This window comes from Acinetobacter sp. YH12097, from assembly GCF_013419225.1.
GTDB lineage: Bacteria > Pseudomonadota > Gammaproteobacteria > Pseudomonadales > Moraxellaceae > Acinetobacter > Acinetobacter amyesii.
Window position 1 is genome coordinate 307,887 of sequence record NZ_VPAN01000001.1, and the last position, 16,331, is coordinate 324,217.

General features: G+C 40.6%; 16 protein-coding genes. 12 read left to right on the top strand and 4 right to left on the bottom strand.

Translation table 11 applies throughout. The features are described from left to right. Nucleotides 1-3 precede the first annotated feature (3 nt). The 11 genes from cyoB (at nt 4) to alr (ending at nt 10,887) form a co-directional block, all read left to right on the top strand. Nucleotides 4-1,992 carry a cytochrome o ubiquinol oxidase subunit I gene (cyoB, locus tag FTU37_RS01370; protein WP_180026420.1) on the top strand — a complete coding sequence of 663 codons (1,989 nt, stop codon included), beginning with the start codon at nt 4-6 and terminating at the stop codon, nt 1,990-1,992. 4 nt (nt 1,993-1,996) lie between these two features. Next, on the top strand, nt 1,997-2,617 hold the full coding sequence (gene cyoC, locus FTU37_RS01375) for a cytochrome o ubiquinol oxidase subunit III (RefSeq protein ID WP_078188581.1): 621 nt from the start codon (nt 1,997-1,999) through the stop codon (nt 2,615-2,617). After that, nucleotides 2,617-2,943, top strand: a complete 327-nt coding sequence (locus FTU37_RS01380) for a cytochrome o ubiquinol oxidase subunit IV (RefSeq protein WP_180123643.1) — start codon at nt 2,617-2,619, stop codon at nt 2,941-2,943. Before cyoC ends, FTU37_RS01380 begins: the two co-directional genes overlap by 1 nt. A 10-nt stretch (nt 2,944-2,953) precedes the next feature. Then, nucleotides 2,954-3,832 (top strand): heme o synthase, encoded by an 879-nt coding sequence (cyoE, locus tag FTU37_RS01385; protein ID WP_078188583.1) that lies wholly within the window; start codon nt 2,954-2,956, stop codon nt 3,830-3,832. Nucleotides 3,833-3,934: 102 nt separating this feature from the next. Beyond that, nucleotides 3,935-6,052: a hypothetical protein gene (locus tag FTU37_RS01390; protein ID WP_180114055.1), complete on the top strand. Its 2,118-nt coding sequence runs from the start codon at nt 3,935-3,937 to the stop codon at nt 6,050-6,052. Between the two features lie 6 nt (nt 6,053-6,058). After that, nucleotides 6,059-6,847: a DUF3142 domain-containing protein gene (locus FTU37_RS01395; protein ID WP_180040406.1), complete on the top strand. Its 789-nt coding sequence runs from the start codon at nt 6,059-6,061 to the stop codon at nt 6,845-6,847. A 157-nt stretch (nt 6,848-7,004) separates the two neighbouring features. Beyond that, nucleotides 7,005-7,391 carry a 30S ribosomal protein S6 gene (gene rpsF / locus FTU37_RS01400; RefSeq protein ID WP_004696436.1) on the top strand — a complete coding sequence of 129 codons (387 nt, stop codon included), beginning with the start codon at nt 7,005-7,007 and terminating at the stop codon, nt 7,389-7,391. Between the two features lie 12 nt (nt 7,392-7,403). Next, a complete protein-coding gene (gene rpsR, locus FTU37_RS01405; protein WP_004278792.1) occupies nt 7,404-7,631 on the top strand; it encodes a 30S ribosomal protein S18 in 228 nt (75 codons plus the stop codon). A 9-nt stretch (nt 7,632-7,640) separates the two neighbouring features. Further along, the gene (rplI, locus tag FTU37_RS01410; RefSeq protein WP_078188585.1) at nt 7,641-8,087 is read left to right on the top strand and encodes a 50S ribosomal protein L9; all 447 of its coding nucleotides are present in this window, start codon (nt 7,641-7,643) and stop codon (nt 8,085-8,087) included. Nucleotides 8,088-8,325: 238 nt separating this feature from the next. Further along, entirely contained in the window at nt 8,326-9,765 is a 1,440-nt protein-coding gene (gene dnaB / locus FTU37_RS01415; protein WP_180123644.1) for a replicative DNA helicase, read from the top strand. Nucleotides 9,766-9,813: 48 nt separating this feature from the next. Then, nucleotides 9,814-10,887 (top strand): alanine racemase, encoded by a 1,074-nt coding sequence (alr, locus tag FTU37_RS01420; protein WP_180123645.1) that lies wholly within the window; start codon nt 9,814-9,816, stop codon nt 10,885-10,887. 94 nt (nt 10,888-10,981) lie between these two features. On the opposite strand, the gene FTU37_RS01425 is transcribed toward alr, so the two are convergent. From FTU37_RS01425 to FTU37_RS01440, 4 genes are read right to left on the bottom strand one after another with little or no spacing between them, the layout of a single operon-like run. Beyond that, nucleotides 10,982-11,716, bottom strand: coding sequence for a proteasome-type protease (locus tag FTU37_RS01425; RefSeq protein ID WP_180007906.1), 735 nt, complete (start codon nt 11,714-11,716; stop codon nt 10,982-10,984). A gap of 17 nt (nt 11,717-11,733) precedes the next feature. Beyond that, the gene (locus FTU37_RS01430; protein WP_168377742.1) at nt 11,734-12,513 is read right to left on the bottom strand and encodes a transglutaminase family protein; all 780 of its coding nucleotides are present in this window, start codon (nt 12,511-12,513) and stop codon (nt 11,734-11,736) included. Beyond that, on the bottom strand, nt 12,510-13,112 hold the full coding sequence (locus FTU37_RS01435) for an alpha-E domain-containing protein (protein ID WP_180084818.1): 603 nt from the start codon (nt 13,110-13,112) through the stop codon (nt 12,510-12,512). The genes FTU37_RS01430 and FTU37_RS01435 overlap by 4 nt, the downstream gene beginning before the upstream one ends. Before the next feature lie 22 nt (nt 13,113-13,134). Continuing rightward, nucleotides 13,135-14,682, bottom strand: coding sequence for a circularly permuted type 2 ATP-grasp protein (locus FTU37_RS01440; RefSeq protein ID WP_180123646.1), 1,548 nt, complete (start codon nt 14,680-14,682; stop codon nt 13,135-13,137). Nucleotides 14,683-14,942: 260 nt separating this feature from the next. On the opposite strand from FTU37_RS01440, the gene FTU37_RS01445 reads away from it, so the two are divergent. Then, nucleotides 14,943-15,941 (top strand): YafY family protein, encoded by a 999-nt coding sequence (locus tag FTU37_RS01445; RefSeq protein ID WP_180123647.1) that lies wholly within the window; start codon nt 14,943-14,945, stop codon nt 15,939-15,941. Nucleotides 15,942-16,331: the final 390 nt, after the last annotated feature.

Sequence of the window (16,331 nt, forward strand, 5' to 3'; positions counted from 1 at the left end):
GACATGAGCTTATTAGGTAAGTTAGGACCAGATGCAATTCCACACGACCCAATCGTGTTGGTTACTGTTGCAATGATGATCCTTGGCGGTATCGCAATTGTTGCTGGTATCACCTACTTTAAAAAATGGGGCTACTTGTGGAACGAATGGTTCACATCTGTAGACCATAAAAAAATTGGTATCATGTATATCCTCGTGTCAATTGTCATGCTTGTGCGTGGTTTTGCCGATGCGATTATGATGCGTCTTCAACTGTTCCTTGCAAAAGGTGGCGGTGAAGGTTACTTACACCCAGAACACTATGACCAGATCTTTACTGCCCATGGCGTAATCATGATCTTCTTCGTAGCAATGGGTCTAGTTGTTGGTTTAATGAACGTTGCTGTACCACTTCAAATTGGTGCACGTGACGTAGCATTCCCATTATTAAACTCTCTTAGCTTCTGGTTATTCGCCGGCGCTGCGGGCTTGATGATGGCTTCTCTTGCAATTGGTGAATTCGCTGCAACAGGTTGGATGGCTTACCCTCCACTTTCTGGCATCGAATACTCTCCAGGTGTAGGTGTAGACTACTATATCTGGGCACTTCAGGTTTCTGGTCTAGGTACGCTTCTTACTGGTGTTAACTTCTTCGTTACCATCATCAAAATGCGTGCGCCTGGCATGAAACTTATGGACATGCCTATTTTCACTTGGACTGCATTAGTTACTGTAGTGCTTATCGTTGCAACATTCCCAGTTTTGACTGCGACTATTGCAATGCTTTCACTTGACCGTTACTTCGGCTTCCATTTCTTTACAAATGACATGGGTGGTAGCCCAATGTTGTATGTAAACTTGATTTGGACTTGGGGTCACCCGGAAGTTTACATCTTGGTATTACCAGCTTTTGGTATTTACTCAGAAGTTACTGCTGTGTTCTCACGCAAAGCGCTGTTCGGCTACAAATCTATGGTGTACGCAACTGTAGCAATTGGTGTGTTATCACTCGTTGTATGGGTTCACCACTTCTTTACAATGGGTGCTGGTGCCAACGTTAACGCGTTCTTCGGTATCATGACCATGATCATTGCGATCCCAACTGGTGTGAAAATCTTCTCTTGGTTATTCACCATGTACAAGGGCCGCATCACCTATACAACTCCAATGCTTTGGACACTTGGCTTCCTTGTGACTTTCGGTATTGGTGGTTTAACAGGCGTATTAATGGCAGTTCCACCAGCGGACTTCTTAGTACACAACTCTTTATTCCTTATCGCTCACTTCCATAACGTAATTATTGGTGGTGTAGTGTTCGCGATGTTCGCGGGTATCATTTTCTACTGGCCAAAAATGTTTGGTTGGAAACTAAATGAAACTTGGGGTAAAGCAGCGTTCTGGTTCTGGTTCTTCGGTTTCTACTTTGCATTCATGCCACTTTATATCCTTGGTTTCATGGGTATGACTCGTCGTTTGAATACATATGACAACCCTGAATGGGATCCGTACTTAGCGATCGCTTTATTTGGTTCTGTATTGGTTGCTATCGGTATCTTCTGTTTTGTTATGCAAATTGTTGTTGGTTTCCTTCAACGCAAAGACAACATGGACGTTACTGGCGATATCTGGGATGGTCGTACTCTTGAGTGGGCTACTTCATCTCCTTCACCATTCTATAACTTTGCTTATCTTCCAAAGATCAATGGTATTGATACTTTCTGGACTGACAAAGAAAATGGTGTTGCATACGCTAAACCAACTACCTATGAAGACATCCACATGCCAACAAACCGTGCGGCTGGTTTCGTAATTGCAATGTTTATTACAGTTATGGGCTTCGCATTAATCTGGCATATTTGGTGGTTAGTAGTTGTTACTTTCATTGCTGCAATCATTAGCTTCATCGTTTCTTCTTTCACTAAGAAAGTGGATTACTATGTTCCTGCTGCAGAAGTTGAACGTATCGAAAACGAACGCTATGCGCTTCTTGAAAAACACTTGAAGAAGGACTAAGACAATGGCTGAAGTACTTCATCACGACAACCACGGACATGACGAGCATCATCATCACGATGATACTGACATCACTGTCTTTGGTTTCTGGACTTACTTGATGAGTGACTTGGTTCTTTTCGGGACACTCTTCATCGCGTTCGCTGTATTAAGTAGCCACGTTCCAGTGGGTACGCCAAGTGCACAAGAGCTGTTTGGTGAATCTTTAGGTTTCGTTTTAACTGAAACTTTCGCCCTTCTTATCTCTTCTGTAACTTTTGGTTTTGCTGTTCTTGCAGCATACAAGAAAAATGTTGGTCAAGTTTTAACTTGGTTAGCAGTTACTTGGGTATTTGGTGCAGCCTTCATTGGCATGGAACTTTATGAGTTCAACCATTTAGTTCATGCTGGTCATGGCCCAAGCACAAGTGCGTTCTTATCTGCGTTCTTTACTCTAGTTGGTACGCATGGTATTCACGTAACTTCTGGTTTGGTATGGATGCTTGTGTTGATGTTCCAAATCAAGAAATATGGTTTGACACTTCCAAACACTCGTCGTCTTGCTTGCCTAAGCTTGTTCTGGCACTTCCTTGACATCGTTTGGATCTGCGTATTCAGCGTTGTTTACTTGATGGGAGTTATCTAATGAGTCACGATCATAACTCTGCTGGTGCAGCTCACGGTAACGTTAAACAATATACAATCGGTTTTATCCTTTCTGTTCTACTTACCGTAATTCCATTCGGTATGGTAATGGTAGGTGGTTTTAGCCGCGGTCTATTGGTTGCCGTAATCGCGATTACTGCGGTTGCTCAGGTTCTTATTCAGTTAGTTTACTTCCTGCATATGAACTCTTCTTCAGAGCAACGCTGGAACGTGATTGCATTTGTTTATACAATCCTCACAATTGCTATCCTTTTAGTAGGTTCTGTGTGGATTATGAACTACCTTCACTTCAACATGATGATCTAAACTGGTCGTCATGCTGAAAAAGTATTTATTCCTGACTAAACCAGGAATTCTCTTTGGTAACTTTGTTACCGCTTTGGGTGGCTACTTTGTAGCTGCCCAAGGTTCTGTAGATTTCCTTCTGTTGCTTCTTACCCTCTTAGGCACCCTCTTTGTGGTCGCTTCTGGATGTGTTGTCAATAACGTTATTGACCAAGACATCGACTCAAAAATGCAACGCACACAAAATCGTGCGATGGTTAAAAAATCAATCTCGATTCCTGTTGCTTTAGTTTTTGCTTTAGTTTTAGGTGTAATTGGTTTTAGCATTTTATGGTTCTGGGTAAATGCTTACGCTTTTCTTTTTGCTGTTATTGGTTTTGTCGTATACGTTGGTTTTTACAGCTTATGGACAAAACGAACAACAATCCATCAAACCATTATCGGCAGTCTTTCTGGCGCAGCGCCACCTGTAATCGGGTATACGGCAGTTGCAAACCAGTTTGATTTAGGTGCATTACTGATTTTTATTGGTTATGCATTTTGGCAAATGCCTCATTCTTGGGGAATTGCAGTTTACCGATTTGATGACTACAAAAATGCAGGAATTCCAATTTTACCTGTAGCACGTTCAATTCATCGAACCAAGGTTGAATCTTTGGTTTACGTGATTTTGTTCTGCATTACCATGAACGGTTTATACTTTTATGGTTATGCCAATTGGATTTATATGATTGTCCTGAATGCCTTAAGTCTGTATTGGATTTATTTAACCATTCAAGGATTCAAAGCTGAAGATGATCAAGTTTGGGCAAAACAATATTTCATGTTTTCGGTCAAATTGATCACAGTGATTAGTTTAATTTTTAGTTTTACCTCCACTGCCCCTCTAAAGCCAATTGTATTTTTTTAAAGAAGATAGAGTTTTACTCTATCTTTTTTTATTTCTAGGCATCTTCAATCAACTTTCCCCACTTGATATCATTGCACCTACAATTATAAATAACTGTGCCTTATGTCTTCTCAACAAAAAATTCTTCGCTCTGCTCTTTTCACATCATGTATTCCTTTTGGCATTTTCTTTAGTGCACACAGTCATGCAGGTATGGATGTCTATTGTGAACCTTCGACTGAAATTCAGACCACTGCCTATACTGCATGCAATGAATTGCCTGCGCTCACGCCGGCAAATGACAATCAAACCAATATGCTGCTGTTGCTTAGCGATTTAGGCATTGCCAAATTTAATATTCAAGAAGAAAAATCCACTTTATGGACAACTAGCTATAGCAAAGTTCCTTTTGAAGTTTCCAGTCTTTTAGTGAATAGCCACAATAAATTGCCAAATGCACGCAAACCTCTAAAAGCACCAGATTTAAGCTATAACGAGCATTGCAATAGCCTGCAAAATGGTGCGCACGCGTTTATTCAACAAGTCAAAACGGACACTAAGCTTTCAAGCAGTGAAAAAGACATGTTGATCCATGAGCGTGAAAAAATTAATAATTGTGAAAACACATTAGCTTTACTGAGCGTGAATCCAAATTGGTCTGCCGCTGCACGTCAATATGTATCCTATCTAAATGCAACGATCTCTTTTTATAATACTCACTTTTCCACAGCGACTAAGATTTATTCAGTACTAACCAATGTTGATCAAGCGTGGTTAAAAGAAACTTCTCAATATATGCTGATTCGTAGCACCTTAAATGAAGCCTATCAAAGTGGTGTTGGTGAATATGGTGATTTAGTACATGACAAACTCAATCAAAACTTATTAACCACTTTTTTTAATAACATTACTCAGTACTTTAAGCTCTATCCGCAGGGTCAATATGCAGCAAGCGCACGCGGTTTATTAAGACGTGGTTTTTGGCTGAGTGGTAAACACGATTTACTGATCAATGAATATGTCTGGCAAATCAATCATCCAACATCCAGCGTCTATAATTTAGAATTGCCAAATCTACCTTATGAATTAGATCGACATGTTTTTCAAAGTAATAGACTCAATGTCAAAAATTTGAAAGATCCATTTTTTCTTAGCATTTATGACCTTATGCATATGCGCAAAAAAGAAACGGCAGATGATGTGGTCATTTCATGGGCTGAGTTAAACGCACAGAAAAATTATTTTAAAGATTCACTAGAACTGTTCCAGTATTTGCAGGCAAATCACTTATTTTATGTGCAAAACAAAGCACAAGAAGCACTCAAATATCTGCCACAACGAGCACCGAGCAGCATCAACAGTTATCTACAGTTGAGTCAGTTACTACTTAAAGGCCGTATTCTGGAAGCTAGTGGGCGAAATCAGGCCACTCAAAAATATTGGGAAAACCTACTTTCCATCAGCAAAACCGCCGAACAACGTGGATTGGCTGAACTTATGCTGTATCGTTACTATGCTCAACAGCAAAATACTGCACAATTTATTGGTTCTTCAGCCAAAATCAAGCAAGCTTATCTACAGCAACAATATTTAGTCGATGCAGCGAATGAACAAAGTTTAATGTCTGTGGTCAAAAATAACGTGGCCACACAAGATCAAAAAAATGTAGCGCTTTATACCCTACTAAATAAGTCATTGGCTTATCAAAACTTTGATTTATTTAACCAAGCGTACCGTGAATTACCAAGCAACGCGGCTCAATTTAATACTGAACAAAACACTGCGGAGAAGTTTCGCAATCAGCCATCATTTGCAAATTTCTTATGGAAAGGTGCAAGCGTGAGCAATTCGATTAAATGTCCTGACTTGGCAACTTTGACACAACAATTGCAAGTCAACCCAAAAGACTTGAGCCTTAATTTATGCTTAGGTGAATATGCGCGTAGTTCACAAGCCTATACCATACTAAATCTCAACTACCTGCCTGATCATTCACTGCAAAGTTTCAAGGGGACTTATTTTGCCCGTGGCGATGTATATAAAAACATTATTAAAACAGGGACAAAATCTGAATTAACGGCTTATGCGCTGTACCGTGCCATTCAATGTTATGCGCCAAGTGGCAATAATGAATGCCAAGACAAAGATGTAAATAAGTCGGTTCGAAAACAATGGTTTGATCAAATCAAACGCGACTATCCAGAAACCAGCTGGGCTAAATCTCTAAAATATTATTGGTAATTGATGATGATTTTGCAGGTGATCAAGTGGTCAAGAACATTTCGACTTTTGCTTATCTTGAGTATAGGTTTGTGCTCTGCTTGCACACCTGCCCAATCTGGAAAAACACAACAGGCTCAAACCAAATTACAGCAACGTGTTGATGCAGCACATTATTCAAGTTTTTGGATTTGGGGCAATATTTCTAGTAGCCCCTACTTACAGCAAGCCACGGAGCTCTATATTTTACAAGGTGAATTGAATTGGAATAAACCTTTAAAACGATCCGAGTTTATCCCTCAAGGCATTCAAGTCCTCCATAAACCACAGCAGAAAATTTGGATTGTAATCCGTAGCCATCATTTACAATGGTCAAATAGCAATATTCAGCAAATTTTGCAGCGGCTAAAACATTGGGAAAATAACGGCAATCAGATCCAAGGCTTACAAATCGATTTTGACGCAAAAACTAAAAACATTCATCAATATGCCTTATTCCTTGAAAATATACGAAAGCAACTACCTCAAAAATATCGTTTAAGCATTACTGGTTTAATGGATTGGACAAATATTCAAGATCAGCAAACGCTCAGTGTTTTGCGACGCAATATTGATGAGATCGCTATTCAAACTTATCGTGGTAGTGTCACGATCGAGAATTACACGAGCTATTTGAATAAAGTCTCAAAATTGAAACTACCTTATAAAATAGGCCTTGTACAAAATGGCCTTTGGCACGCACCTCAACATTTAATTAATGATCCTTATTTTAAAGGTTATGTGGTGTTTTTATTGCGTACCGCTAATCGGCCTTAAACCATAAATAACTCAAGCATTTTAAATCCATGCCTTGTATTTCAAACCTAAACGCTCTAAAATTCACGCTTCGCAATTATTGCGACACAACTTTGGTTGTGACTCCTTGCTTCAATCAATTAATGATTGGGGCTGCCTAAACCGTAAGGAGCTGACAATGCGTCACTACGAAATCGTACTATTGGTACATCCAGACCAAAGCGATCAAGTTGTGGGTATGGTAGAACGTTACCTAACTCACATCAAAGAAGCTGAAGGTCAAATCCACCGTCTTGAAGACTGGGGTCGTCGTCAATTGGCTTACCCAATCAACAAGATCCACAAAGCTCACTACATTCTTATGAATGTTGAGTGTGGTCAAACTACTCTTGATGAGCTAGAAGAATTGTTCCGTTACAACGATGCAATCATTCGTAGCCTTATCATCCGTCGTGAAAACGCTATCACTGAAGAGTCACTATTGGCTAAGAGTGCTGAAGAAAAACGTGCGCGTAAAGCTCAACGTGAAGAAGCACAACAAGCTCAAGACTCTGCTGAAGCATAAGGAGAACATAACATGGCACGTTTTTACCGTCGTCGCAAGTTCTGCCGCTTTACAGCTGAGAACGTTACTTACATCGACTACAAAGATATCGACACTTTAAAACAGTACATCACTGAAAACGGCAAGATTGTTCCTAGCCGTATTACAGGTACTAAAGCTCGTTACCAACGTCAATTAGCGCTTGCTATCAAACAAGCTCGCTACTTGTCTTTGATCCCTTACACTGACAATCATAAGTGAGGTTGAGCTGTGGATATTATCTTATTACAACGCATTAAAAACCTTGGTAAATTAGGCGATAAAGTTTCAGTTAAAGCTGGTTACGGCCGTAACTTCCTTATCCCTCAAGGTAAAGCAGTTGCTGCTACTGAAGCTAACACTGCTGCATTTGAAGCTCGTCGTGCTGAACTTGAGAAACAAGAAGCTGAAGTATTAGCTGCTGCTCAAGCACGTGCTGACCAATTGAACGAAGTTAACATCGTGATCACTGCTAAAGCTGGTGACGAAGGTAAACTATTCGGTTCTATCGGTACTCGTGACATCGCTGACGCGTTAACTAATGCTGGTCTTGTTGTAGACCGCGCAGAAGTTCGTTTACCAAATGGTGCGCTTCGCAACACTGGTGAATTCAACATCGCAATCCAATTGCATCATGATGTTGTTGCAGAAGTTCTAGTTACTATCGTAGCTGAGTAATTTCTTGCAAAGAAAAGAGCATGCTTACGCATGCTCTTTTTTTATCTGTAAAAAATAGTGCTCCAACTTTTTTATATTTTTAACTCTTCATTCAATTCAATGTATGACGAATTAATCGGAAATACTTGTTCGCATTTCTGTAGAAAACGCCTATCATTTCAGTTCAATGAAGAGTTGAAAAAACTGTAATTAGCACCCATTTCCATCACATTAAATGGTTTCAGCATCAGGGATTTTTATGTCACAGGCGAATGCCAGCAAGCCAAACTCTACGCCAACAGCAAAAACCACAGAACAAAGTTCGTTGAAAGAGTTTCGTACCCCACCCCATAACCTTGCGATTGAACAAGCCGTGCTTGCTGCACTGATGACCGTTGCAGAATCTTTTGAGCAAGTGGGTGATGTACTGAATGAAGCTGATTTTTATGCGACCCGTCATAAATATATTTTCCGTGCCATCGACCAGTTATCAAAAGATAGCTCACCTTATGATGCGGTCTTGGTCAATGACTGGCTGATTAAACAAAACTTGCTCGATGCTGCAGGTGGTGAAGAATATCTGATGCAACTCATGTCAGATTCACCTTCAAGTTTCTATAACCTTGAAACTTATGCTGCAAAAATTAAAGAATTTTCCACTTTACGCAGCATGATTAAAGTCAGCTCAGAAATTTTACAAAATGCCTATGACACCAAAGGTCGTACGGTCAGTGAAATTTTAGATCTAGCAGAAACCAATATTTTCTCGATTGCCGAACAACACAACAATAACGCCAAAGCACAAGGCCCTAAAGCCATTAACTCTGTCGTTGCTAGTGTTTTTGATAAGCTGAATGAACTTTCACAAACTGAAGGCAGTATCACGGGTTTAACTACTGGATTTGTTGAACTTGATAATAAAACATCAGGTATGCAAGCAGGTGATTTGATTATTGTGGCGGCTCGTCCATCGATGGGTAAAACTACTTTTGCCATGAACTTGGTTGAAAGCGTGCTGTTTAATAACAACCTGCCCGCTCTGGTTTATTCCATGGAGATGCCCGCGGACTCGATTGCGATGCGTTTGATATCCTCGTTCGGTCGTGTACACCAAGGGCATTTACGTGCAGGTAAAATGGATGCAGATGAATGGTCGAAAGTGACCAGTACCATTGTGCATCTCCAAGAAAAGAATTTGTATATCGATGACTCGTCTGCACTACCTCCAACGGAAGTACGTGCCCGCGCGCGACGAATTGCCAAAATGCACGGCGGTAAACTCGGCTGTATCATGGTCGATTACTTACAGCTTATGAAAGTACCCGGTATGGGCGATAACCGTGTTGGCGAGATCTCTGAAATTTCCCGAAGCTTAAAGGCACTGGCTAAAGAAATGCACTGCCCTGTGATTGCACTGTCACAGTTGAACCGATCACTGGAAAACCGTCCCAATAAACGCCCAGTAATGTCCGACTTACGTGAATCGGGTGCGATCGAGCAGGATGCCGATTTGATCATGTTTATTTACCGCGACGAGGTTTATAACAAAGAGTCTAAAGAAGCAGGTACTGCAGAAATTATTATTGGTAAACAACGTAACGGTCCAATTGGTACTGTGCGTCTTGCCTTCGAAGGTCAATACACCAAATTTAGTAACCTCTCTCCTGAGTTTTATGCTCAGTATGATGATGAAGAGTAAAGACTTTTTATCATCCATTAATTCATCGACCCTGTAGGAGTATTTAGGGTGCGCCAAGCTACAGTTTATATTGATCAACAAGCACTTCAATATAATTTAAACCGTGTCAAACAACTTGCCCCAACCGCTAAAATTGTAAGCATGGTGAAAGCCAATGCTTATGGACATGGAGTTAAAGACTGCTTAGCAGCCTTAAAAGACAGTGATGCCTTCGGTGTTGCTTGCCTAGAAGAAGCCTTAGAAATTCGTGAGTTGGGTTATGAACAGCCCATCACCTTGATTGAAGGCATTTTCTCTGATGATGAAATGCAAATTATCATCGATAAAAAAATTGAATGTGTGGTGCATCATCAGCAACAACTAGATTGGTTACGTGCGCATAAAGATGCCTATATCGCTCAAGGTCTAAAAGTTTGGGTCAAACTCAACAGCGGTATGAACCGTTTAGGTTTTAAAGTGCCTGAAATCATTGATGTCATCAATGCATTAAAGGCGGAAGGTTTTACTTGCGTACTGGCTATGCACTTTGCCAATGCGGACGCAGAAAATCATCCTTTAAATGACCAACAACGTGAACAATTCCTTCAGGTAAAAGAAGCCTGTGCGCCAATCATGGGTTCATGCTGTAACTCAGCTGCGATTTTCAAATGGCCGGAACTGAATTTTGATTTTGTTCGTCCAGGCATCATGCTGTATGGCGCGACCCCTTTTGCAGATCGTTCTGTAGAAGCCTTAGATCTTAAACCTGTGATGACCTTTACCGCTGAAGTGATTGCTTTAAATACCATTCAAGCTGGTGAATCTGTGGGTTATGGATCGACTTTCGTTGCAGAACAAGAAATGGATCTTGCGATTGTGTCGATTGGTTATGGTGACGGTTATCCACGTGCCTTCCCTAAACAAAACTATGTATCTATCCACGGTCAGAAAACGCGTGTGATTGGCCGTGTTGCCATGGATATGATTGCGATCGATATCACCGGTATTCAAGCACCAATAGGCACTGAGGTTGAGCTTTGGGGCAAAGACCGTCTGGTTGATGACGTTGCTGAAGCGAACGGAACCATTGGCTATGAATTATTATGCCGTATGAGTGCGCGCCCTGTCCGCAAATTAGCTTAATACCGCCGAATCAAAAAGCCCAGATCAATTCTGGGCTTTTTTTATCTCGTTTTTTTATTCGCTTTTTAAATTGATCTATTCGTAGATCAAATCGTTATTGAAAATAGTCAGCTGTTGGTTTTGCCAATTCGATTAAGCCCTGACGCAATGCCTCTGACCAGCCTTTACTGATCATGGTGAAGTATGGGTCTTCTTCATAAATGCGCTTACCATTTGGTATTTCTAAACTGTCCTTTTTATAAACCAAAGCATCTAAAGGCATACCTACAGACACATTTGAGCGTATCGTTGAATCAAAAGAAATTAAGCTACAACGCATTGCTTCATCGAGTGGCATATCGTAACGCAAAGTTCGGTCGAGTATCGGCTTGCCATATTTGCTTTCGCCAATTTGAAAATATGGGGTATCCGGTGTCGCACAAATAAAATTGCCTTGCGGATAGATGTTATATAACTGCATATCTGCACTACCAATTTGACCGCCTACCAATAAACTACAGTAATAATTACTTTGTTCTAAAGTATCGGATGTGACATCTGAGATGACTTTTTTTAAGGTATGCCCAACCAATTCAGCCACTTCGAACATCGTATTTACACTATATAAATTCGGCTCTTGTTTGACCTCTAGTTGATTTTGTAAATGCCCGATGACTGCTTGTGTTGTGGCTAAATTTCCAGAGGTTTGGATGGTAATAAATCGCTCACCCGCAATACCAAAGGTATAAAGTTTACGAAAAACTGAAATATGGTCAACACCTGCATTTGTCCGTGTATCACTGATAAATACCATGCCATCTTTTAACCGTAATGCACAACAATAGGTCATTTTTATCCCTCAAATGATTAACAACTCAGCACTTGTACAATTGAGCTCATAGACTCAATACCACCTTTATCACGAACGCCTCGAACTGGAGCTACATCCCAGTAGTCCCGCCCAATCGCAACATAAATATGTGATTGTGGTGTAAATAGCTGATTACTGACATCAAAACAATACCATTTATTTTCGATATAGACTTCTACCCAAGCGTGACTGGCAAGGTGGCTACTATTCGGCACAAATAAATACCCAGAAATATAACGTGCAGGAATACCCAAATAGCGACACATTGCGATCATGACATGGCTATGATCCTGACATACCCCTTGCTTATGATGAAAAGCATCAATCGCTGAAGTATGTACCGATGTTTGATTCGATACATAGGGAATATGCGCCAATATCGCTTCAGCCAAACGAATCAGATTGGCACGATTGATACGAGGGACATAGCAATCGGCAAAACTTTTCATGTGAATATCGTACTGCGTACTCGGCGTTGGCTGTAAAAACAATTTCGGGTTTAAATCATCCGCATTTGAATCATTTGAACTCAAATTCATCTCTACGATGCCCTGCGCCATAATGGTCATTTGCAGATAAGGTTCGCGCTGCGTTGTGGTCAACCACACATTACCAAAAGTATCCAATTGCATATCACGCTGCCCCGGCACACTCACATCCCAATTTTGCACTTGTTGATGCGCATTGGTGGACGGGGTCATTTTGATATATTGAATGCTTCTGTTTACCACATCAGTGTAAACATAATGGGTCTGATGGTTGATCATGAGCCTCATACAGCCACCTCAAACATATTTTGGATATGATCACTGAAATGGTAGAAGTTTTGGCTATTCGGCTGCTGTTTAAGTGCCAACCATGCCTCTTGCACGCTTTCCCATCCAAACTGAACCAACGCCAATACGATATGTTCAATCTTCGCTAGGGTGTGTTGAATGTCCTGCTGCATGCGTAACTGGCGATCAAGCTGCTCTATGGCTTGTCCTAAACTAAAAAATAAAAATACATCTTCAGATTCGGACTCTAAAACATCTTGGCAATCTGTTACCACGTCACAGATATAACCTGGGTTATCACTCGCATTACGAATTAAACGGCTGAGTTCTGCATAACTTTTTGCTGAAAGTACACCCCTTAAGTCCTGAATATTACTTTGCGCATATTGAAATTGGCTGGAAAATGACGCCGGCTGCTCCGCATTTAAAACTAACTCATTCATTGAGTCGGCATCAAATGCTGGCAAACAAAAAGCATGTGCATAGTTCAATGCCGTATCAACATCTTGAAAAGGGAAAATACTGCATAAATATTGAGTACGTGCTAAATAACGCCCCAACCAAAAAATATGTTCTGCATTACTGTTTAATAAAATCATGTTTTGCTCCTTCACTGGAGTGCTATGAGCGTAAATCGTCCACTACCCACGTATCTTTAATACCGCCGCCTTGCGAAGAATTCACTACCAATGAACCTGCTTGCATCGCGACACGTGTTAAACCACCCGGTACAATTTCAGTTCGATATGGAGAACTCAGTACAAATGGACGCAAATCGATATGGCGTTCCGAAACACCGGCCTCACTTAAGGTTGGGCTGACAGATAAATTTAAAGTCGGCTGTGCAATATATAAATGTGGTGCTGCGGCCACCTTATCTTTAAAGCTATTTAATTCTTGTAAAGAGGCTTGTGGACCGATCAGCATGCCGTATCCACCTGAACCCTGTGCTTCTTTCACCACAAGTTTTTCGATATTCGACAGCACATAGTCCAAGTCGTTCTGCTCACGACATTGATAGGTCGGCACATTTTTCAGGATCGCTTGTTCGCCTAAATAGAAATGAATCATTTTATCCACATAAGGATAAATCGATTTATCATCTGCCACGCCTGTTCCCGGTGCATTTGCAATGACCACATTATGTTGCATATACGCTGACATAAGCCCTGCTACGCCCAAAGTACTGTCAGGTTTGAAACATAATGGATCGAGAAAAGCATCATCCACACGACGATAAATTACATCAACCTGTTGTCGGCCTTTAATGGTTTTCACATAAACCTTATCGTTTTCTACATAAAGGTCACGCGATGTCACTAAGGGTACATCCATCTCCCTTGCCAAAAAGGCATGTTCATAATACGCACTGTTAAAACGCCCTGGGGTTAAAACCACGATAAACGGGTTATTGACGTAGGCATTTTCTGCAAGAATTTCACGTAAAAGCTGCGGATACTGCTCAATCCCCATGATGTTGCTTTGCTGGCAAAGTTCAGGCATCAGTTTTTGACTGATCTTACGGCTTTCTAGCATATACGACACACCAGACGGTGTTCTAAGATTATCCTCAAGGACGTAAAATTCGCCTGATTGATCTCGGATGATATCAATACCACTGATTTGGCTATAAATTTTACCTTTTAGCCCATGCATATACATTTGTGGCAAATAGGCTTCATGGGTTAAGACTTGCAGTTCAGGAATAATTCCTGCTTTTAAAATATCTTGTTGATGATAGACATCATGTAAAAACAGATTGAGTGCTTTCACGCGCTGTGCGCAGCCTAGAGATAAATTATTCCATTCCTTTCGTGCAATCACACGCGGAATAAGATCATAAGGTATGGTGCGTTCAATGCCCTCATCTTCGCCATACACTGTAAAAGTAATGCCTTCATAGAGAAAATGTTGTTTTGCAACCTGATTTAGTTGCTTCAATTCATCAAGCGTATGCTGTGATAACCACTGCTCTATCCGTTGGCATGATTCTTTAGCTACCGTTTTGCTGTCGCGCATTTCATTAAAAAAATCCGAATTGAATTGATTAAACAGCGCATATCCTCGAGCAAGTGGTAAAGTTTTTAATGTAGAGACAGAAGTATTAACCAACTTTGCCTCATAACCCTCAATTCCATTTGAAGTTGTATTACGATTTTCTTTCAGCATAGCAACTCCATGTTTTTGTCATGTTTTGTAAATCAGATAAAGCAATATATATGCCATCAATACATATGCTGCTTCTCTTTGATTGTTTATGCATCATTTTTGCAAAGTGGTACAGCATGTAACTGCTCAAGTTGTGTCAAATTGCGTTATTAAAATCATCTTAGTTTTTTTAGATGAAGACTTGCTTAACGCAGGAAGATTTCTTATTGTGTCCCACAGCATCATTTTATTCATTTAAGTCCAAGTTCAAGCACTAGATTATGTCTTCACAAGAAAAAGAAACGTCGAACAGCCTCTATCGTCAGTGGCAAATTCTTTCACGACTGTCCACAGGTAAGTGGATGGGTACGCGTGAATTACAAGAAATACTGAACCGTGAAGGCATTGATATCAGCCTACGCACCATTCAGCGTGACTTAAATCAAATTTCTCTACGTTTCCCAATTGAGAGCAGTAAAACAACGCCGCAAGGCTGGCGTTGGCGTTCTGATGCACCGATTCAAAGCCTGCCTCATATGACCAGCTCACAAGCGGTCACCTTTATGATGGTTGAGGAGCATCTAAAGCATTTGCTTCCGCCGAGCCTAATTGAAGAAATGAATCCTTGGTTTGACCTCGCACGTCGAAGTCTGTCGTCGCAAAATAATGTCCGTCAGTGGATTAACCGCGTGCGGATCGTGCCAGCTACTCAGCCATTGATTCCTCCTGTGGTTGAAAAAGTCGCACAGCAATCGATTTATGAAGGCTTACTACAAGACAAACAACTGGAATGTCTATATCAAGGTCGTGGACAACAAAGCGAAGAAAAGACCTATATTTTAAATCCACTGGCGTTGGTCCAAAAAGGTGCAATTATTTATTTGGTGTGCACACGTCATGACAAAACAGACATCCAAACCTTTGCTTTACATCGTTTTAAATCAGCTACAGTCTTAAATTCACGTGCATTACACCCTGTCGATTTTGATATTGATGCCTATATTGACTCTGGAGCGCTTGGCTTCCGTGTGGACTTCAATAAGCCGACTGAAATGATTCAGCTCAAATTAACCATGTCGGAATCAGAAGCAGTTTATTTTGAAGAAAGTCAGCTAAGTAAAGATCAAGTGATTCAAAAAACCGAAGATGGCTGGGTTGAAGTCAGTGCAACAGTACCATTTACCTCTCAGTTAACTTGGTGGCTGCGTAGTTTTGGTAAAAAGATTCAGAAAATCGAACCAGAAGAAGTCGCTGTCGTTGTACAACAACGTAATGACTAAACTATTCTAAGGTTTCCTGCTACCTGAAATGTTAAATTTGAGGTAGCCACTTTTATTTCATAATCAATACTTAGCACATAATTTAGGCTATGATTTAAACCTTAAGATATCAACACATAAAAAAGTCCCAACGCTGGGACTGGATAATTTCTTAGAATATTTTTGTAATTTTAGTCGTTTAGGTCAAAGGAACTACAGCATAAGTATCTGCTGAATACCTTATGCCGTAGCGCTAACTTCTCATGGCTATAATCAATTACTGACATAGGCAGGCTAGGTCGGCATTATTATAACGAATAGATTTCATAGTCATATTCAGCACCTCGTGTTTAGAAAGTAAAATCACTTTAACCTCCATTTTGCACACCGTGAAATAACAAGAACCGCGCT